This window comes from Streptomyces sp. NPDC004327 (genome assembly GCF_042873935.1).
In the GTDB taxonomy this organism is placed as follows: domain Bacteria; phylum Actinomycetota; class Actinomycetes; order Streptomycetales; family Streptomycetaceae; genus Streptomyces.
Genome location: NZ_JBIAME010000001.1, coordinates 375,752 through 393,597, shown reverse-complemented (window position 1 = coordinate 393,597; position 17,846 = coordinate 375,752). Strand labels below are relative to the sequence as shown.

Annotated in this window: 17 protein-coding genes; 8 read left to right on the top strand and 9 right to left on the bottom strand. The window is 73.6% G+C overall.

The genetic code is table 11. From position 1 onward, the window contains the following. Positions 1-23 precede the first annotated feature (23 nt). Together ACFYU9_RS01645 and ACFYU9_RS01640 are read left to right on the top strand one after the other, a co-directional pair. Entirely contained in the window at positions 24-1,073 is a 1,050-nt protein-coding gene (locus tag ACFYU9_RS01645; RefSeq protein ID WP_389209839.1) for a mechanosensitive ion channel family protein, read from the top strand. Positions 1,074-1,158: 85 nt separating this feature from the next. Then, positions 1,159-2,619, top strand: coding sequence for a catalase (locus tag ACFYU9_RS01640; protein ID WP_389341354.1), 1,461 nt, complete (start codon positions 1,159-1,161; stop codon positions 2,617-2,619). 113 nt (positions 2,620-2,732) lie between these two features. Here ACFYU9_RS01640 and ACFYU9_RS01635 read toward each other — a convergent pair whose 3' ends face one another. Together ACFYU9_RS01635 and ACFYU9_RS01630 are read right to left on the bottom strand one after the other, a co-directional pair. Continuing rightward, positions 2,733-2,987: a hypothetical protein gene (locus tag ACFYU9_RS01635; protein WP_389341351.1), complete on the bottom strand. Its 255-nt coding sequence runs from the start codon at positions 2,985-2,987 to the stop codon at positions 2,733-2,735. Between the two features lie 26 nt (positions 2,988-3,013). Beyond that, a complete protein-coding gene (locus tag ACFYU9_RS01630) occupies positions 3,014-3,199 on the bottom strand; it encodes a hypothetical protein (RefSeq protein ID WP_389209833.1) in 186 nt (61 codons plus the stop codon). Between the two features lie 66 nt (positions 3,200-3,265). On the opposite strand from ACFYU9_RS01630, the gene ACFYU9_RS01625 reads away from it, so the two are divergent. Then, the gene (locus ACFYU9_RS01625) at positions 3,266-3,667 is read left to right on the top strand and encodes a CDGSH iron-sulfur domain-containing protein (RefSeq protein WP_389341348.1); all 402 of its coding nucleotides are present in this window, start codon (positions 3,266-3,268) and stop codon (positions 3,665-3,667) included. Further along, positions 3,664-4,695 carry an iron-containing redox enzyme family protein gene (locus ACFYU9_RS01620; protein WP_389341345.1) on the top strand — a complete coding sequence of 344 codons (1,032 nt, stop codon included), beginning with the start codon at positions 3,664-3,666 and terminating at the stop codon, positions 4,693-4,695. The genes ACFYU9_RS01625 and ACFYU9_RS01620 overlap by 4 nt, the downstream gene beginning before the upstream one ends. A gap of 96 nt (positions 4,696-4,791) precedes the next feature. Here ACFYU9_RS01620 and ACFYU9_RS01615 read toward each other — a convergent pair whose 3' ends face one another. Further along, positions 4,792-5,091, bottom strand: a complete 300-nt coding sequence (locus ACFYU9_RS01615; RefSeq protein ID WP_389209827.1) for an STAS domain-containing protein — start codon at positions 5,089-5,091, stop codon at positions 4,792-4,794. A 199-nt stretch (positions 5,092-5,290) separates the two neighbouring features. Here ACFYU9_RS01615 and ACFYU9_RS01610 point away from each other — a divergent pair, with 199 nt between their 5' ends. The 4 genes from ACFYU9_RS01610 (at position 5,291) to ACFYU9_RS01595 (ending at position 7,901) form a co-directional block, all read left to right on the top strand. Continuing rightward, positions 5,291-5,620, top strand: coding sequence for a MarR family transcriptional regulator (locus tag ACFYU9_RS01610; RefSeq protein ID WP_389209825.1), 330 nt, complete (start codon positions 5,291-5,293; stop codon positions 5,618-5,620). A 170-nt stretch (positions 5,621-5,790) separates the two neighbouring features. Then, complete coding sequence (locus ACFYU9_RS01605; protein WP_389209823.1) at positions 5,791-6,129, top strand: STAS domain-containing protein; 339 nt, start codon at positions 5,791-5,793, stop codon at positions 6,127-6,129. A gap of 147 nt (positions 6,130-6,276) precedes the next feature. Further along, a complete protein-coding gene (locus tag ACFYU9_RS01600; protein ID WP_389341342.1) occupies positions 6,277-6,882 on the top strand; it encodes a hypothetical protein in 606 nt (201 codons plus the stop codon). After that, a complete protein-coding gene (locus tag ACFYU9_RS01595) occupies positions 6,879-7,901 on the top strand; it encodes an NAD-dependent epimerase/dehydratase family protein (protein ID WP_389209819.1) in 1,023 nt (340 codons plus the stop codon). The genes ACFYU9_RS01600 and ACFYU9_RS01595 overlap by 4 nt, the downstream gene beginning before the upstream one ends. A gap of 267 nt (positions 7,902-8,168) precedes the next feature. Here the strand turns inward: ACFYU9_RS01595 and ACFYU9_RS01590 are convergent, their stop codons facing one another. The 6 genes from ACFYU9_RS01590 to ACFYU9_RS01565 form a co-directional block, all read right to left on the bottom strand. Further along, positions 8,169-9,272, bottom strand: a complete 1,104-nt coding sequence (locus ACFYU9_RS01590) for a glutamate--cysteine ligase (RefSeq protein ID WP_389341339.1) — start codon at positions 9,270-9,272, stop codon at positions 8,169-8,171. Between the two features lie 427 nt (positions 9,273-9,699). Next, on the bottom strand, positions 9,700-10,737 hold the full coding sequence (locus ACFYU9_RS01585; RefSeq protein ID WP_389341336.1) for an SDR family oxidoreductase: 1,038 nt from the start codon (positions 10,735-10,737) through the stop codon (positions 9,700-9,702). 83 nt (positions 10,738-10,820) lie between these two features. Next, on the bottom strand, positions 10,821-11,777 hold the full coding sequence (locus ACFYU9_RS01580; protein WP_389209813.1) for a TIGR03557 family F420-dependent LLM class oxidoreductase: 957 nt from the start codon (positions 11,775-11,777) through the stop codon (positions 10,821-10,823). A 67-nt stretch (positions 11,778-11,844) separates the two neighbouring features. Beyond that, positions 11,845-13,590: a glycoside hydrolase family 15 protein gene (locus ACFYU9_RS01575; protein ID WP_389341333.1), complete on the bottom strand. Its 1,746-nt coding sequence runs from the start codon at positions 13,588-13,590 to the stop codon at positions 11,845-11,847. A 57-nt stretch (positions 13,591-13,647) separates the two neighbouring features. Then, positions 13,648-14,757 carry an enolase C-terminal domain-like protein gene (locus tag ACFYU9_RS01570; RefSeq protein WP_389341330.1) on the bottom strand — a complete coding sequence of 370 codons (1,110 nt, stop codon included), beginning with the start codon at positions 14,755-14,757 and terminating at the stop codon, positions 13,648-13,650. Next, positions 14,754-17,843 carry an FAD-binding and (Fe-S)-binding domain-containing protein gene (locus ACFYU9_RS01565; RefSeq protein ID WP_389341327.1) on the bottom strand — a complete coding sequence of 1,030 codons (3,090 nt, stop codon included), beginning with the start codon at positions 17,841-17,843 and terminating at the stop codon, positions 14,754-14,756. Before ACFYU9_RS01565 ends, ACFYU9_RS01570 begins: the two co-directional genes overlap by 4 nt. Positions 17,844-17,846: the final 3 nt, after the last annotated feature.

The following is a 17,846-nucleotide window of genomic DNA, read 5'->3' as shown; positions in this document are numbered from 1 at the left end:
GTTCCTTCGTCGAGTGGGGAGTCATGGAAAGCGTTGTCCGACTGGCGCTCGTCCTCGGCGGCTCGGTGCTGGTGGCACTGGCCGTCGGCAGGGCGGCGGAACTCTTCGCACGGTACGCGGACGCACGCCACCGCGACACCCCGCTCTGGGGGTTGCTGAGGCGCTGTCGTACGCCGCTCCACGCCGTCCTGCTGTGCGCCGCGTTCCGATCGTCCTACCGCGCGACCGGGTGGCCTCCGCTGCTGGACCGTGCCGGGGTACTGGACCACGTCCTCCTGCTGTGCCTGATAGGAGGCGGCGCCTGGCTGACGATCCGCCTCGTCTCGGCCGTCGTCGAGTCCGCGTACGCGCGGTACGCGGGGCGTACGCGCGACGCGGCCCGGCTGCGCCGCGTACGGACGCAGGTCACCCTGCTCACCCGGGTGGTGTCGGTGGCCGTGGGCGTGATCGCCGCCGCCTTCGTGCTCGTCACGTTCCCCTCGTTCCGCGGGCTCGGCACGTCGCTGCTCGCCTCCGCCGGGATCATCGGCATCGTGGCGGGCGTGGCGGCGCAGTCGACGCTCGGCAACCTCTTCGCGGGTTTCCAGATCGCCTTCGGCGACATGGTGCGCATCGGCGACACGGTGGTCGTCGACGAGCAGTGGGGCATCGTGGAGGAGGTGACGCTCACCTTCCTCACCGTCCGGACGTGGGACGAGCGCCGCGTCACCCTGCCGATCTCCTACTTCACCTCCCGGCCCTTCGAGAACTGGTCGCGCGGCGGCAACGAGCTGACGGGCACGGTCTTCGTCCACTGCGACCACTCCGTGCCCGTCGATCTGATGCGCGCCCACCTGCGCACGTTCCTCGGCACCTGTCCCGGCTGGGACGGCCGGGCCTGGGACCTCGCCGTCACCGACACCTCGCCGACCGGCATCACCGTCCGCGCGCTCGTGACCGCCAAGGACCCGGACGACCTGTGGACGACCCGCTGCGCCGTACGGGAGGAGCTCGTCGGCTGGCTCACCAGGGAGCACCCGGCCGGGCTCCCCCGCATCCTCACCTCCCGGGCGACCGACGCCGCACGGCCCTGACGCGCCGGACTCTCCGGTAGCGGCTTGTGCCGATCCGGACGAGGGTGGGTGGGCGTGTGCGTGTGCCACGACGAAAGGCAGAGCAATGACCGAGATCCGCCCCGCGACGACGACCGATTCCGGCGCCCCGGTGGAGAGCGACGAACACTCGCTCACCGCGGGGCCCGGCGGCCCTGTCCTCCTCCAGGACGCCTACCTGATCGAGCAGATGGCGCAGTTCAACCGGGAGCGGATCCCGGAGCGCCAGCCGCATGCCAAGGGCAGCGGGGCGTTCGGCCGTTTCGAGGTCACGCATGACGTGAGCCGCTACACCCGGGCGGCGCTGTTCCAGCCGGGTGTCCGTACCGATCTGGTCGCACGGTTCTCCACCGTGGCCGGTGAGCGCGGCAGCCCGGACACCTGGCGTGACCCGCGCGGCTTCGCGTTGAAGTTCTACACGTCCGAGGGCAACTACGACATGGTCGGCAACAACACGCCGGTCTTCTTCGTGAAGGACCCGATGAAGTTCCAGCACTTCATCCGGTCCCAGAAGCGCCGGGCGGACAACAACCTGCGCGACCACGACATGCAGTGGGACTTCTGGACCCTGTCGCCCGAGTCCGCGCACCAGGTCACCTGGCTGATGGGAGACCGCGGCGTCCCCCGGACCTGGCGGCACATGAACGGCTACACCTCGCACACGTACATGTGGATCAACGCGTCCGGTGAGCGCTTCTGGGTGAAGTACCACTTCAAGACCGACCAGGGCGTCGAGTTCCTCACCCAGGACGAGGCCGACCGGATGGCCGGCGTCGACACGGACGTCCACGTGCGGGACCTGTTCGAGCACATCAGGGACGGCGACTTCCCGTCGTGGACCCTGCACGTCCAGGTCATGCCGTACGAGGACGCCCCCGGGTACCGGTTCAATCCGTTCGACCTCACCAAGGTCTGGCCGCACGGCGACTACCCGCTCATCCCGGTCGGCCGGATGACGCTGGACCGCAACCCGACCGACAACCACGCCGAGATCGAGCAGGCCGCGTTCCAGCCGAACAACTTCGTCCCCGGCATCGGGCCGAGCCCCGACCGGATGCTGCTGGCCAGGCTCTTCTCGTACGCGGACGCCCACCGTGCCCGCCTCGGCACCAACTACCAGCAGCTACCGGTCAACGCGCCGGTCGTCGACGTCCACACCTACTCCAAGGACGGGGCGATGGCGTACCGGAAGACCTCCGACCCGGTCTACGCGCCGAACTCCAAGGGCGGGCCCGCGGCGGACACCGAACGGTACGGAAGTCCGCCGAGCTGGAGCGTCGACGGCGAGATCACCCGGACGGCGTACGTCTCGCACCCGGAGGACGACGACTGGGGTCAGCCCGGCACCCTCGTGCGCGAGGTCATGGACGACGCGGCCCGGGACCGGCTCGTGAACAACGTGGTCGGCCACCTTCTCGACGGCGTGAGCGAACCGGTCCTGGAGCGCGCCTTCGCGTACTGGAACAACATCGACGCGGGCGTCGGCAAGCGCATCACCGAGGGGGTCCGCGCCGGGCAGAAGTCGTAGTAGAGGGCAGGCCTCCGACAGCGCGCCGGAGACCCGTCGGCGAGGGGCGTCCCTCGCCGGCGGGTCTGGCGGCATGTCACCGGTGCGGGCATGCCGGTGCCTCCGCCCCGGGATCAGACGCCCGGCTCTTCGTCGGGGCTGCTCGGCAGCGGGCCGGGGTAAGGGCCGGGCCGTTCCGGCTCGGGCCGGTCGGAGCCGCGCGCGTCGCCGTCTCCCGGCTCGGCGCCGGGCTCGGCCGGACCGTCGGCGGGCTCGGCCGGACCGTCGGCGGGACGGTCCCCGCCGCGTCGGCCGCCGTTGGCGCCGTCGCGTTTCTCGGCGAAGCGCGGTGGCGCCTCCGCCGCGGTCGTCTCCTTGTCCACGCCCATGGTTCCTCCTCGGTCGGTCCGCCGGGTCAGTGGGCGGCGGCCCCGAACTCGGCGTGCTGGGTGCGCAGGGCGTAGTCGGGCTCCGCCCGCGGCGCGTCACCGAGCCGGCGCCGCCGCAGCTCGGCGCGCGCCTCCGTCATCAGGTCCCGGAACTCCGCGTCGCTGAGCGCGTGCCGGTCGCCCGCCGTCGTGCCGTCGTCGTTCCCGCGCATGTGAGCCTCCTCCGTCCGGTCGTTGTCCCGCTCTGGCGACTGCCCGCTGCGGCCGGCCGGAATCCAATGCTCCGCGGCCCGTCCCGGGCTCGGTTCGGGCCCGGAGGAGCGGGCAGTCGTGCGGTACCGACGCAGTCGACGCGATGGGTGGTGTGGGTGATGTCTGCTTCCCCGAACGAGGACACCCCGCGGGTGCGGTCCGCGGAAGACGACGGAGCGGGAGGGCCCGGGCCCCGGCGGGCCCGTTCGGATCCGCCGCGCGTCCGGCCGCTGCCGGAGGGTCCGCTGCTCGTCGAGGGGCCCGCGGAGATCGTCATGCCGGACGGGACGGTGATCCGCTGCGAGCGGCCCGTGATGGCCCTCTGCACCTGCCGGCGGAGCCTGCGGGCGCCGTTCTGCGACACGAGCCACCGGCCGCGCGTGCGCCGCCGCTCCCGCCGTGCGACCGGGGAGGCGGAGAGGTCATGACGCTGCTCCTGACGGCTCCCGCCGCGGAACCCGAGACGCCCGAGGCGCGCGGCGAGGTCTCCCGCGCCGTACGGGACCGGCTCCTCGGCGGCGGTCCCGCGCGACTGCCCCGGGCAGCGGAGATCGCGCGCTGCTCCCCGTACGGCGAGGACCTCCACCTGGCCCTCCACCTCTGCTACGAGCTCCACTACCGAGGCTTCGCGGGGGTTCCCGACACGCTGGAGTGGGACCCCGGCCTGCTCGGGGTGCGGGCCGTGCTGGAGCAGCGCTTCGAGAGCGCGCTGCGCCACGACTGCCGGCATCGCGCGGACCTCGACGAAGCCCTGTCGGCCCTGCTCGTCGAATCGGACGACGACTCCGGCGTCTCGCACTTCCTGTTGTCCCGGGGCGAGCTGTGGCACCTGCGGGAGTACGCGGCACTGCGTTCCGTGCACCAGCTGCGTGAGGCCGATCCGCACCTGTGGGTCGTGCCCCGGCTGCGCGGGCGCGCCAAGGCGGCGATGGTCGCGGTCGAGTACGACGAGTACGGCGCCGGGCGGGCGGAGCGGATGCACTCCCGGCTCTACGCGGACCTCATGGCCGACCTGGGTCTCGACCCCTCGTACGGGGCCTGCACGGACGCCGCCGGTGCGGAGCTCCTCGCCGTCTCGAACCTGATGTCGCTGTTCGGCCTGCACAGGAGACTGCGCGGGGCGCTCGTGGGGCACTTCGCCGTGATGGAGACGACCTCGCCGCCCGCCGCCGCCCGCATCGTCGCGGCGATGCGCCGGACCGGGGCGGGCCCCGCCGCCGAGCGGTACTTCGAGGAGCACGTGGAGGCCGACGCGGTCCACGAGCAGCTGGTGCGCCGTGAGGTCGTGGGCGGTCTCCTGGAGGACGAGCCCGCACTCGCCGGCGAGGTCGCCTTCGGCATCGCCGCGACCACCCTCCTGGAGGACCGGCTCGGCAGCCACGTGGTGGACGCCTGGACCCGCGACGAGAGCGCCCTGCGCACGCCCCTGCCGCCGCTCTCCGGGAACGAACGGTGACTGCCCCGGCGGCACGGCTCCTGACACGACGACGCCCGCCGCGTGGCATCGTGCCGCGCAGCGGGCGTCTGTTCTCGGCCTGATGCCGCGGAGCTGTCAGGTCTTCTCCGCGAAGAGCGGGGCGGCCCCGGTCATGTCCAGAAGGCGGGCCATCTGAGGGCTCGCCGCGTTGATGATCAGGGCGCGGTGTTCGTCCAGGGCCCAGCGGCGGGCGCGGAGCAGGACGTTCAGACCGGTGGAGTCGCAAAACGTCACCCGGGAGAGGTCGAGCGTCACCACACCGCCCGCGACGCACTCCTCCAGAGCCTGCAGGAGGGCCGTTCTCACGTAGGTGGCGCTGGCGACGTCGAGTTCGCCGCGGATGGTGGCGGCCGTGCCGCCCGGAGTCGTTCTCACGGAGACGCTGACCTCTCCGTCGCCCTCGCTTTCCGGACGGGAGGCGGGGCGAGGAGCGTCGGAGAAGTGAGTCATCACGCCTTCAGGAGGACGGCACCTTTGGTATGAATTGTCCGATAAAAGGGATTACCTGTCAACGATTGCATGAAATCCACTTCAGGTGATTGCCGGGGTCCGTCCCCGGGTGCACCATGTCCGTATGAGGAGGACCGGAGACTCTCACCCGGAGTGGACTTTCCTCACCAGCCACGCCCGAGTCCTGTTGACGATCGCTCGCGATCCTGGTCTGCGCCTCCGGGACATCGCGTCGATCTGCGGCGTCACCGAGCGCACGGTACAGGCGATCATCGCCGACCTCGAAGAGGCGGGCTACCTCACGCGCAGCCGCGCGGACGACGCTCGCCGCAACCGCTACGGCATCGTCCAGGGCTCCCTCTTCCGGCACCCCGCCGAGGCCGGCCACCAGATCGCCGGCCTCCTCGCGCTCCTCGCCGAGCCGCACGGCACGGCCGAAGCCGGTGAGGGCTAGGGCCTGTCCGGCGGATCAGGCGCGACCCCGGCCATGATCCGCCCGGCAGGCCCTGGTCCAGCGCGCACACCTCCGCCCGGCGCACGGCCGCCCCGTCGGAACGACGGGATCGGCAAGGCATGGAGCGGGCCGCACCGGGCAGGGGCCCGACAGCACACAGGAGGTGCATCATGGCCACCGGTGCCACCCACTCGGACCGCCCGGCCGCACGCACGGAACGCGGCCGGAACGTGGTCCGCGTGAGCGGCGAAATGGACTACGAACACGCGGAGGAACTGCGCGCATCGCTTGCGGCAGCCCTGGACCGGGCCCCCGCCGGTTCGGACATCGTCGTCGACCTGCGGAACTCCTCCTTCTGCGACTCCTCGGGCCTCAACGTGCTCCTGTCCGCCAGACTGCAGGCGCTGAATCAGGGCGCCCACGTCGTCCTGGCGGCGCCGAGCCACCAGATGATCAGACTGCTGGAATTCACCGAGTCCGACGATCTCTTCACCTACGTCCCGTCGTGACGGATCGAGCCGCCCGCGGGGCCGCACGCCGACATGCCGAGAGGCAGACATGCCAGGTTTCAAACGGAAGCGGCCGCGCGCCGCGCCCGAACTTCGTTCACGGTCCGTCCTTCCGGCCGGGCCACCGTTTCGACGGGAGTTGGTGACATGTCTTCCGACCGCGGCCGTTCCCGGTCCCCCTCCCCGGATCCGGAGCGCCTGCTCCGCATCTACCTCAACGACCACTACGCGGGCTCGGCTGCCGGCGACGCACTCGTCCGCCGTGTCAGCAGGGCGCACGGCCACGGGCCCGCCGGACGTCGGCTACGGGAACTGGCCGACGAGATCGCCGAGGACCGCGAGAGCCTGGTGAGGATCATGACCGCGCTCGGCGTTCCCGTGATGCGGACCCGGGCCCTGATCATGCGGTGCGCCGAGAAGGTCGGCCGGGCCAAGCTCAACGGCCGGCTGGTGTCCCGTTCGCCCCTCAGCGACGTGCTGGACCTGGAGTCGCTCCGTCTGGGAGTGGAGGGCAAGCTGGCCCTCTGGCGGTCTCTGGGCGAGGTCGCCCGCGACGACGACCGGATCGACGCCGGCACGGTCCACCACCTGGCGGACCGTGCCGAGCGCCAGATCGAGCAGCTGGAGGACCTGCGGCTGGCCGCCGTGCGCAGGGCCCTCACACCGGGCGCCCGACCGGTGCCGCACCGGTCTTCCGCTGCCGGCCGGCAGCGGTCGCACCGCCCGTTCGTCAAGGTCAGGTGGGCGTCATGAAGGTCGTGGTGACGGGTGCGACCGGCAACGCGGGGACCAGCGTGGTGCACGCGCTCGCCGCGGAGCCGACGGTCACGGACGTGCTGGGCCTCGCCCGCCGCACACCGGACCTGAAAGTCCGCGGGGTGCGCTGGGAGGCGGCGGACATCGACCCGGGAGGGGCCGACCTCGACCGGCTGTTCGCGGGGGCGGACGCCGTGGTGCACCTCGCCTGGAAGTTCCAGCCCACCCACGACCCGGTGGAGACCTGGCGCACCAACGTACTGGGCGGAATCCGCGTCTTCGAGGCCTGCGCCCGGGCCGGGATCCACGTCCTGGTGCACGCCTCCTCGGTCGGCGCCTACTCGCCGGGCCCCTCCGACGGCCGGCCCGTCGACGAGTCCTGGCCGACCCACGGGTGGCCCGGTGCCGCCTACACCCGGGAGAAGGCCTACCTGGAGCGGTACCTCGACGGCTACCAACTGGCCCACCCGGACATGCGGGTGGTACGGATGCGGCCGGCCTTCCTCTTCAAGGCCACGTCGGCGTCCGAGCAGCGCCGCATCTTCGGGGGCCCGCTGCTCCCCGGCCGGCTCGTCCGGCCCGGCCTGCTGCCGGTGCTGCCCGCGGTCACGGGGCTCCGCTTCCAGGCCCTGCACACCGACGACGCGGCCGACGCGTACCGGCGGGCCGTGGTGCGCCCCGTCCGCGGTCCCTTCAACCTGGTCGCGGACCCCGTTCTGGACAGCGCGGCCGTGGCACGGCTGCTGGATGCCCGCGCCGTGCCGCTGCCCGCCCCGGCGGTCCGCGCCGCGCTGGCCGCGGCCTGGCGGCTGCGCCTGGTCCCCGCCGCGCCCGGGCTGCTGGACGCCGTCCTGCGGCTGCCGCTCCTCGACGCGGGCCGGGCTCGCGAGGAACTCGACTGGGTTCCCACCCGCACGGCCTCCGAGGCGGTCGCGGCCTTCCTCGAAGGCCTCCGCGAAGGCACCGGACTGGCCACCCCGCCCCTGGTGGGGGCCCTGGACGGCGCAGCCCGGTAGGCGTACGACAAGCCCGGCCGGCGGGGCGTCACCCGACCGGCCGGGCGACGGCGGCATCCACGCCGAGCGAGCCGGGCGAGCCGGGAACGCCGCCATCCGGAGGGGGGAGGCCGGACGGCGGCGTTCGTCCGGCACCTGCCCATGGTCCGCCGCTTCATGCACACGATCCCGCGAGGAGCCCGACGAGACCCTTCCTGTGCCGGCCGCTCCCCCGGCTCGCCTCCGTCCACGCCCGGCGCGGGCCCCGGCGCGCCGGGGCCGGACGCGTCACGTGTCCTCGCCGACGGTGATCCGGGCACACTCCCGTACGACCTCCGAGAGATCGCAGCCGCGGTCGCGGAGGTCGCGCTGACGCCGGGCACCGCCGCCCCGCTCCTTCAGGGCGGCCACGGCGCGGTGGGCCCCGGCCCGGTCGCCGGTGGCGCCGAGCGCCGCGTCCGTGTGCTCCAGCAGGGCGTCGAGGGCGACCTCGGCCGGCGTCTCGCTCATCGTGCGGGGGTCGAGGAGCGGTCCCTGGAGTCCGGAGCGCGCGGCACGCCAGGAGGCGAGCCGCAGCAGTCCCACCAGGATCCGGGCGAGCGGCTCCCCGGCGCGCCAGGCACGCGCGGCGGTCTCGACGAGAGCCCGGGCCAGGGTCGCCACCAGCACGGTGGTGTCCGGCTCCAGGCACACGTCGGCGACGCGGATCTCCACGGTCGGGTAGGTGTGGGAGAGCCGGGCGTCGAAGTAGATCATGCCCTCGTCGCGCAGCACCCCGGTCGCCAGCATGTCGCGCACGCGCGCGTGGTAGCCCTCGGCGCTGCCGAAGGGCTCGTACGGCCCGGCGGACGGCAGGCGGTTCCAGACCCGGCTGCGGTAGCTGCTGTAGCCGCTGTCCTGGCCGTCCCAGAACGGCGAGTTGCCGCTGATCGCGCTCAGGAGGGGGAGCCAGGGCCGGATCCGGTCCAGGACGGCGACCCCCTCCTCGTCGGATTCCACGGCGACGTGGACGTGGCACCCGCAGGTCAGCTGCTCCTGCGTGGTGAGCGCGAACTGCTCCGCCATCCAGCGGTACCGGCGGCCGGGGTTGCGCGACGGTTCCACCGGCAGCGGCGAGGTCGCCAGGGCCGCGACGCGGGCGCCGGCCGCCTTCGCGTGGCGCGCCGCCTCGGCGCGCCACCGGACGATCTCCGCGCGCAGTTCGCGCATGTCGCTCAGGGGCCTGGTGGCGAACTCCACCTGCTCCTGCTGCAGCTCCTTCTCGAAGCCGCCGCCCGCCTCCTCGCCGCCCCCTGCCGCCGCCGCGGCGAGCACGGAGGACGACACCGCGAGCGGCTCGCCCGTCGTGGCGCTGACGAGCAGCAGTTCCTCTTCGACCCCTACGGTGCGCATCGATGCTCCTGTACGACTCCGGGCGCGTTCCGTCCCGCGACCCGGCCCTCCGTGGCCCGTGAGCCTGGTCGCCGCCCTCGCGCGCGCCGGTACGGGTGGCGCGTCGAGGGTCACCCGCGCGGCGCGGCGGACCGTCAGTCGGGTGGCTCCGGCGGACCGGGTTCCCCGGGGGCGGGCGGCCCGGGATTCGGGGGCTCGGGCTCGGGCGCCCCTGGATCCGGCGGCCCGGGCGGCCCGGGCTCGGGCCTTCCGGGCGGCGCCGGAGGCACGCCCGGATCCGGTGGGCCCGGTGGCCGGGGCGGTGCGGGCGGGGGCACCGGCACGGTGTCGGGGTCGGGCGGCACCGGCACGGTGCCCGCGGTCAACGGGACCCGCTCCCCTTCGCGGTACCACCGCTGTCGTGCGAGCGTCGGTCCTCGGCTCATGGTCACACCTTCCTCACGTACGGTCGCGTGGCTCGCGTCCCCCACCTCCACGACGCGCAGCCGCCGCGGGAGGCGGACAGGACCGCCGCCACCCGTCCGGCGAGGGCGCCGAGGGCGTGCGCGGCCTGCTGCTGGCGGCTGCGCCGGCGAGCCCGGTCGTCGAAGCGGCCGTGCGCACCGAAGTCCTCGTCCTCGTCGGCCGGGGCGAACAGGTTGTCCGGGTCTCCGGGCGAGCGCCGCCGCCCGTCCTGCTGGGCGTCGAACCCGGTCCGGGCGAGGTAGCGGTCCAGCAGCCCGGGCACGACGGCGTTCGCCAGCAGGGTGGCCACGGTGCTGCCACCGACCCAGTACTCGCGGCGCCGGGGGTGGTCGGCCGCGTACAGCACGGCGCGGGCGGCGACCTCGGGCTGGTAGATCGGCGGTACCGGCTGCGCCCCCTCCGAGAGGTGCGAGCGGACCCAGTCGAACTGCGGGGTGTTCACCGCGGGCATCTGGACCATGGTGGTGCGCACGCGGGTGCCGGAGGCCAGGAGTTCGCAGCGCAGGGCCTCGTGCCAGCCCTGGATGGCGTGCTTGGCGCCGCTGTACGCGGTCTGCAGCGGTATCCCCCGGTAGGCGATCGCCGATCCGACCTGCACGATCACGCCCGCATCGCGCGGCAGCATCCGCTGGAGGGCGGCCCGGGTGGCGTAGACGTAACCGAGGTAGCTGACCTCGGTGACCCGGAGGAACTCCTCCGCGCTGATCTCGGTGAAGGGGGCGAAGACCGAGGCGAACGCGTCGTTGACCCATACGTCGATCGGACCGAGCTCCTCCTCCGCCCGGCCGGCTGCCTGCTCCACGGCCCGCGCGTCGGCGACGTCCGCCGGGATGGTGATCACCTCGGCGGCGCCCGCCCGCTCGGCGTCGCGCTGCGCGCCGTCGAGACCGGCCCGCCCCCGGGCGATCAGTGCCAGCCGGTCGCCGCGGGCGGCGAACGCCACCGCGCAGGCGCGCCCGATGCCGCCGCTGGCTCCGCTGATCACGACGGTTCGCGGCATGGTTCCCTCCTCGTCCATATCCGTCCTGCTTTCCGCGATCCCGTGTCGCAAACGGCCGTGGCCGTGCGGGAGGGGAAGCGGACTCAGTGCCGCAGGGCGGCCAGGACGCGCTCCTGGTACGCGTCGAAGAAGGCCTCCTGGTCGGGACCGATCTGGCCGACGTAGACCTCGTCGAATCCGGCCCGCGCGTAGGCACGCAGGGTCTCCACGTGCTCGTCGACGTCGTCGCCGCAGGTCACCGCGTCGGCGACCGCCTCCCGGGTGACGAGCTCGCTCGCCTGCTCGAAATGGGCCGGCGTGGGGAGGAGCTGGGCGAGCTCGCCCGGCAGCAGCTCGGTCGGCCACAGCCGGTGGACCAGGTCGACGGCTTTGTCCCGGTCGCCGCTCCAGCACACCTTCACTCCGCCCACCACCTTCTTGCCCGCGCCGCCGTTCTCGCGGAAGGCACCCACCAGGTCGGAGTCGGGTGCCATGGTGACGAAGCCGTCGCCGATCCGGCCCGCCAGCTCCGCGGCCTTCGGGCCGAACGCGGACACGTAGACCGGCAGAGGGCCTTCGGGAGCCGTGTAGAGGCGGGCGTTGTCGACGGTGTAGTACCGGCCGCGATGGCTGACGAGATCGCCGGTGAACAGCTTGCGCATCACCTCGACGGCCTCCTCCAGCATCTCGGCCCGCTGGTCGAAGGACGGCCACGCATCGCCGTGCACGTGCTCGTTCAACGCTTCTCCGGTCCCCACTCCCAGGGCGAAGCGCTCGCCGAGGAGGACGCTGGACGTGGCGGCGGCCTGCGCCGTGACCGCGGGGTGGAGGCGCACCGTCGGACAGGTCACCAGTGTGGTGACGGGCAGGTCCACCGTCCGGGACAGCGCGCCGATCACCGACCACACGAACGCGCTGTTGCCCTGGGCGTCGTTCCAGGGGTGGAAGTGGTCGGAGATCGCCAGTCTCGTGAACCCGGCCTGCCGGGCCCGGCGAGCCTGGTCGATCAGCTCGTCCGGGGTGAACTCCTCACACGACAGGAAGTAGCCGTACTCCGTCATCGCGGTTCGCTCCTCTCGTCATCGCCCCCTGCCCCTCGGTGCGGCTACCCCCGCCCGCTCGTGGGAATCACCTCGCGAGCCGGGCGGCCGCCTCGAGCATCAGCGCGTGGACGAAGGTCTGCGGAAGGTTGCCGCGCAGCTGGCGCTGGGCGACGTCGTACTCCTCCGCGTACAGGCCCGGCGGACCGCAGGCGGCGCGGTTCCGTTCGAACCAGCGCACCGCCTCGATGTCGTCGTGCCGGCTGTGCTCGGCCATCGCCAGGGCGAAACCGCACAGCAGGAACGCGCCTTCGGCGTCCTCCAGGGGCCGCTGGTCGTGGCGGAACCGGTAGACGTAGTGGTCGCGGCCGAGATCGGCGCGCACGGCGCGCAGGGTGGCGACGGTGCGGGGGTCGTCGGCCGTCAGGGCGCCGCGGAGGGCGGGCAGGAGCAGGGCCGCGTCGACTCCACCGTCGGTGGGGGAACGCTGCCACCGTCCCGTGGGGTGCAGGCACGTGGCGGAGGTGTCGGAGACGATCGTGTCCGCGAGCGCCTCCCAGCCGGCGGCGCGCCCTCCGTCCGCCCGGGGTGCCACGGCGGCGATCGCCCGGAGTCCGGCCGCGCACGCCAGACGGCTGTGCGCCCAGTGGTCGTCGTGGAGCTCCCAGATCCCGGCGTCCGGTTCCCGGCGCCGGGCGGCGATCGCGTCGGCCGCGGTGAGCGCCGCGCGCCAGCCGTCCGCGTCGAGACGGTCGTGGCGGGCGCCCGCGGCCAGGAGGAGCAGCGCCTCCCCGAACACGTCGAGCTGGAACTGGCGGTTGACGTGGTTTCCGACGACGTCGAAGCCGCCGGGGTAGCCCGGCAGGTCCAGGGTGCGCTGGTCGGGCACCGCTCGTCCGGTGGTGGTGTAGGCGGGGGCGAGTCGGGGGCCGTGCTCCAGGAGGCGGGCGGCCACGAAGCGCACCGAGTCGTCCAGCAGCCGCTGTCCGCCGGTCGCGGCGACGGCCTGGCCGACGAAGGCCTGGTCCCTGATCCACACGTACCGGTAGTCGTAGTTGCGGCCTTGCTCGGCCCGTTCGGGCAGGCTGGTCGTGGCCGCCGCGACCGTGCCGCCCGCCGGTGAGGTCAGGCCGGTCATGACCGCGTACGCGTGCCGGGCGTCGCGCCCGCTCAGCGTGCCTGTCAGGTCGGGCACGCATCCGGCCCACGACGCCTCGGTGGACCGCCACAGCACCTCCGCGCTCTCCGGTGCCGGCAGCGGCGCGTCGGAGACCTCCAGGACGAGGTCGTGGTGCCGGCCCGCCTCCAGCGTGACGGTGGTGTGCAGTCCGTCGTCGAGGCGGGCGTCCGGTGCGCCGCTGAAGCGCACCCGGAGGTCTCCCGCGCGGCCGGTCCAGCGTCCCTGTCCGTCGCGACGCACCTCACGCAGCCGTGACCTTCCGAAGCGGGCCGCCAGGTTCAGCGTCACCCGCAGGCGGGCTTGGCCGTCGACGGCGAGGATCCGGCGCAGCACGACCGCGCGGTGGGGGTCACCGGGATGGGCCAGGGCTTCGCGGCACTCGACGACGCCGCCCGTGGTGATCCAGCGGCTGCGCCATATGAGGCTGCCCGGCTCGTAGTAGCCGCCCCATACGAACGGGCCCTCGGGGGTGACGCCGTACCATCCGTCGCCGCCGATGAGCGCGGCGAAGACGGCGTCGTCGTCCCAGGCGGGCGCGCACATCCACACGATGTCGCCGCGTGGCCCGACCAGGGCGCCGCGCTCCCCGTCCGCGACCAGGGCGTAGTCCCGCAGGGCGTGCGGGTCGGGTCGGCCGGCGGCGGGCGGTGTCATCGGCGGCTCCGTTCCGGGGTGGCCCGTGCGGATGCGTCGCACGGGGCGAGAGGCCGGCTATCCGCGGGCACGGTGCCGGTCCGCGACATCGGGGCGAATCGCCAGGCCCAGGCCCGGCTCTCCGCTCAGGCCCGGCCGGAGGGTGCCGCCGGACGGGTCGAGGGTCCCGTCGAAGAGCAGGTTCTCGATGCGGACGTGGTCGTGGAACCACTCCAGGTGGCGCAGGTTCGGCACGGCGGCGGCGGCGTGCGCGTGGACGTGCGGGGCGCAGTGGCCGGAGAGCTGCAGGCCGTGGGCCTCGGCGAGGGCGGCCGCGCGCAGCCACACGGTGATGCCGCCGCAGCGGGTGACGTCGGCCTGCAGGCAGTCGACCGCCGGGATCATGCGGGCGAAGTAGGACAGGTCGTAGCCGTACTCGCCCGCGGCGACGTCGGCCGTGACCGTGTGGCGGAGCTGGGCGAGGCCGACGAGGTCGTCGGAGGAGACGGGCTCCTCGAACCAGCTCACGCCCGCGTCGGCCAGCGCCCGTCCGATCCGGGCCGCCTGCTTGCGGGTGTAGGCCCCGTTCGCGTCCACGTACAGCTCGGGCTCGGCGCCGAGCAGCGTCCTGGCCCGCTCGACGCGTTCCAGGTCGCGCCGCTCCCGGGTCCCCCACTCCTCACCGATCTTGATCTTGAAGCGGCTGATGCCCTGGTCCGCCCACCCTTCGAGCTGCTCAGCGAGCCGCCCATCGGTGTACGTGGTGAAGCCGCCGCTGCCGTAGACGGGCACGTCGCTCCGGGATCTGCCGAACAGGTCCGCCAGCGGCAGTTCCAGCAGGCGCGCCTTGAGGTCCCACAGGGCGATGTCGATCGCCGAGACGGCACCGGCGATCAGCCCCGGCCGGCCGGCGTTGCGCACCGCCCGGTTCATGGCCTCGTTCGCCGCCGGGACGTCGAGGACCGGCCGCCCGACGACCGCGTCCTGGAGGAGTCCGGTGACGACGCCTGCGGTGGCCCGGTCTCCGTAGGTGTACCCCAGGCCCGTCGCACCGCCGCCGCGGGCCTCGACGAGGACCATCGTCGTCAGGTCCCAGGCGAAGGTGCCGTCCGCCTCGGGGGTGTCGGTCGGGAACTCGAGGACGTGCGTGCTCAGGCTCTCGACGGTCGGGGCACCGGTGGTGGTCATGCCGCACCCCGTCGGGTCGCGCCCCGCCGGGTCCGTCGGTGGTGGCGGACGGCGGCGGTGCCCGCGGCCGCGGCCAGGCCGGCCGCGGCGCCGGCGAGGCCCGCGGACAGCAGGCGGGGAGGCACCGGTCGGAGGCCGGGGCGCGGGACCGCCTTCTCGGGGTGGTCGGCGGGCGGCGGTCCGTCCATGGCCAGGGCGAGGGCCTCGGCCAGGTGCAGGGCTCGCCGGCCGGTCCCGGCCTGTTCGATCTGCGTGCGGCAGCTGAATCCGTCGGCCAGGACGAGGGCGCTGGGCGCGGTCTCGCGCACGGCGGGCAGCACGCCCTGCTCGCCGATGGCGAGCGACAGGTCGTAGTGGCCCCGTTCGAATCCGAAGTCGCCGGCCAGGCCGCAGCAGCCCTCGTCGAGCACGCGCGCGTCCAGCCCGGCCCTGCGCATCAGTTCGACGTCGGGCGAGGTGCCGAGGACGGCGTGCTGATGGCAGTGGGTCTGCACGGTCGCCGCCCGGCTGATCCTGGGCGGCCGCCAGCCCTCGGGGGCCTGCCCGACGAGGTGCTCGGCGAACGTCCGGGTCTGCGCCGCGAGGCGGACGACGTCCTGGTCGCCGGCGAGCAGGTTCGGGGCGTCGGCCCGGAAGACCCCCGTGCACGACGGTTCGAGGCCGATGATCGGCGTGCCCGCCTCCAGCCACGGCCGCAGCGCCCGCGTGGTCCGCCTCAGGACGCGCCGGGCGATGGCGAGCTGGCCGGTGGAGATCCAGGTGAGACCGCAGCACACCGGGCCGGGCGGCACCGCCACGCGGAACCCGGCGTCCTCCAGAACGCGGACCGCGGCGGCGGCGATGTGCGGGTGGAAGTGGTTGGTGAACGTGTCCGGCCAGATCAGCACGGTGCGCGCGTCGCGCGGATCGGGCTGCGCACGGCCCGATCGCAGCCACGTCTCCTGGAACGACCGGGCGGCGAAGAGGGGGGCGTCGCGGCGCGGGTCGATCCCGGCCAGCAGCTTCCCGGCCCGGGCCGGACCGGGGGCGTGCAGGGCGGCGTTCGCCAGTTCGGGTGCGGTGCGGGCCAGCCGCGCCCACAGCGGCAGCCAGCCCAGGGCGTAGTGGGCCGCAGGGCGTGGCCTGCGCTTGTAGTGGTGGGCGAGGAACTCGGCCTTGTACGTGGCCATGTCGACGCCCACCGGACAGTCGGTCGCGCAGCCCTTGCAGGCCAGGCACAGGTCCAGGGCGTCCCGGACCTCGGGAGAGCGCCAGCCGCGGGTGACCGGGGAGTCGTCGTGGCCGCCGAGCATCTCGAAGAGCAGCCGCGCCCGCCCGCGGGTGGAGTGCTCCTCCTCCCGGGTGGCCCGGTAGGAGGGGCACATGACTCCGCCCTGATGGGTACGGCAGTTGCCGATGCCCACGCACCGCTGGACCGCCCGGCCGAAGTCGCCGTCGTCATCGGGATACGCGAAGTACGTGTGCCGCGGCTCGGGCCGCCAGGCGGGGCCCAGCCGCAGGTTCTCTTCGACGGGGCGGGGGTGGACGACCTTGCCGGGGTTCATCCGGTCGCCGGGGTCGAACAGCTCCTTGACCTCGCTCATCGCCCGCATCAGGGCGGGGGTGAACATGCGCGGAAGCAGTTCGCCGCGGGCCTGCCCGTCGCCGTGCTCGCCCGACAGCGAACCGCCGTAGGAGACCACCAGGTCGGCCGCGTCGATCAGGAACGCGCGGAACGCCTCGACGCCCCTGCCCTCGCGCAGTTCGAAAGGGATCCGGGTGTGCACACACCCCTGGCCGAAGTGACCGTACAGGGAGGCCTGCTGGTAGCCGTACCGGCGGAAGAGCCGTTCCAGGTCCCGCAGGTAGGCGCCGAGGTGCTCCGGGGCCACCGCGGAGTCCTCCCAGCCCTCCCACGTCTCGGATCCGTCCGGCGGGCGGGCGGTCACTCCGAGGCCCGCCTCCCGGGCCTTGAGCATCTCCCGCTCCCGTGCCGGGTCGTCGGACAGGGCCACGCGCGGGTCGTCCTCGTCGCGACCGAGCGACGAGAGCAGCTCGTACGCCTGCGCGTCGGCCTGTTCCCTGGTGTCGCCGGTGAACTGGACCATCAGCCAGCTGTCGCCCTCGGGCAGCCGCTCCAGGCTGTCCAGGTAGGCGTGCTCCTCGCGCATGAGCTGCGCCATGCGCCCGTCGACGGCCTCCAGCTGGGTGGGGCTGCTGTGTTCGAGGAGGGCGGGCACGGCGTCGGCGGCGGCGTAGATGTCGTCGAAGCCGAGGACCAGCAGGGCTTCGGCGGCCGGCACGTCGACCAGCTCCAGCTCGGCCCGGAGCACGGTCACCAGGGTGCCTTCGCTGCCCACGAGCGCCCTGGCCACGTCGAAGCGGTTCTCCGGCAGGAGCGAGTCGAGGTTGTATCCGGAGACCCGTCGGGGGATCTTCGGATAGCCCTGGCGGATCTCGGCCAGACAGCGCCCGGTGATGTCCTTCAGGCCCTGGTAGAGCCGGGCGCGGTTCCCGCCCTCCGCCATGATCCGCGCGAACTCCTCCGGTTCCGTGCGGCCGGCCCAGAACCTGGTCCCGTCATAGGTGAGCACGTCCAGCCGGCGGACGTTGTCGACGGTCTTCCCATAGGCCTGGGCGGAGGCCCCGCAGCTGTTGTTGCCGATCATCCCGCCCAGCGAGCAGTGGCTGTGCGTGGACGGCTTCGGTCCGAACCTCAGCCGGTGCGGGGCGAGTCGCCGGTTCAGTTCGTCCAGGACGATGCCCGGCTCCACCACGCAGGTCCGGGCCCGCGGATCCACGGACACCAGCCGGTCGCAGTACTTCGTCCAGTCGAGGACCACCGCCTCGTTGGTGCACTGCCCCCCGAGGCTGGTCCCGCCCCCGCGCGACAGGACCGGCGCGCCGAACCGGGCGCACACGGCGACCGCGGCGGCCCCGGCCTCCACCGTGCGCGGCACGACCACGCCGAGCGGGACCTGACGGTAGTTGGACCCGTCGGTCGCGTAGGCCGCACGGCTGCCCGGATCGAAGCGCACCTCACCGTCCACCTCACCGCGCAGTGCCCGCTCCAGGGCGACGAGGTCGACGCGCCGGCCGGTGGTCATCGC

What these genes read in the sequence shown, in the direction of transcription:
- ACFYU9_RS01605 (WP_389209823.1), top strand. Translation starts at nt 5,791, where the DNA reads ATGGCCACCGGTGCCACCCACTCGGACCGCCCGGCCGCACGCACGGAA.
- ACFYU9_RS01570 (WP_389341330.1), bottom strand. Translation starts at nt 14,757, where the DNA reads ATGACCACCACCGGTGCCCCGACCGTCGAGAGCCTGAGCACGCACGTC.
- ACFYU9_RS01590 (WP_389341339.1), bottom strand. Translation starts at nt 9,272, where the DNA reads ATGCGCACCGTAGGGGTCGAAGAGGAACTGCTGCTCGTCAGCGCCACG.
- ACFYU9_RS01620 (WP_389341345.1), top strand. Translation starts at nt 3,664, where the DNA reads ATGACGCTGCTCCTGACGGCTCCCGCCGCGGAACCCGAGACGCCCGAG.
- ACFYU9_RS01600 (WP_389341342.1), top strand. Translation starts at nt 6,277, where the DNA reads ATGTCTTCCGACCGCGGCCGTTCCCGGTCCCCCTCCCCGGATCCGGAG.
- ACFYU9_RS01625 (WP_389341348.1), top strand. Translation starts at nt 3,266, where the DNA reads ATGCTCCGCGGCCCGTCCCGGGCTCGGTTCGGGCCCGGAGGAGCGGGC.
- ACFYU9_RS01575 (WP_389341333.1), bottom strand. Translation starts at nt 13,590, where the DNA reads ATGACACCGCCCGCCGCCGGCCGACCCGACCCGCACGCCCTGCGGGAC.
- ACFYU9_RS01595 (WP_389209819.1), top strand. Translation starts at nt 6,879, where the DNA reads ATGAAGGTCGTGGTGACGGGTGCGACCGGCAACGCGGGGACCAGCGTG.
- ACFYU9_RS01585 (WP_389341336.1), bottom strand. Translation starts at nt 10,737, where the DNA reads ATGCCGCGAACCGTCGTGATCAGCGGAGCCAGCGGCGGCATCGGGCGC.
- ACFYU9_RS01640 (WP_389341354.1), top strand. Translation starts at nt 1,159, where the DNA reads ATGACCGAGATCCGCCCCGCGACGACGACCGATTCCGGCGCCCCGGTG.
- ACFYU9_RS01580 (WP_389209813.1), bottom strand. Translation starts at nt 11,777, where the DNA reads ATGACGGAGTACGGCTACTTCCTGTCGTGTGAGGAGTTCACCCCGGAC.
- ACFYU9_RS01565 (WP_389341327.1), bottom strand. Translation starts at nt 17,843, where the DNA reads ATGACCACCGGCCGGCGCGTCGACCTCGTCGCCCTGGAGCGGGCACTG.
- ACFYU9_RS01610 (WP_389209825.1), top strand. Translation starts at nt 5,291, where the DNA reads ATGAGGAGGACCGGAGACTCTCACCCGGAGTGGACTTTCCTCACCAGC.
- ACFYU9_RS01645 (WP_389209839.1), top strand. Translation starts at nt 24, where the DNA reads ATGGAAAGCGTTGTCCGACTGGCGCTCGTCCTCGGCGGCTCGGTGCTG.
- ACFYU9_RS01635 (WP_389341351.1), bottom strand. Translation starts at nt 2,987, where the DNA reads ATGGGCGTGGACAAGGAGACGACCGCGGCGGAGGCGCCACCGCGCTTC.
- ACFYU9_RS01630 (WP_389209833.1), bottom strand. Translation starts at nt 3,199, where the DNA reads ATGCGCGGGAACGACGACGGCACGACGGCGGGCGACCGGCACGCGCTC.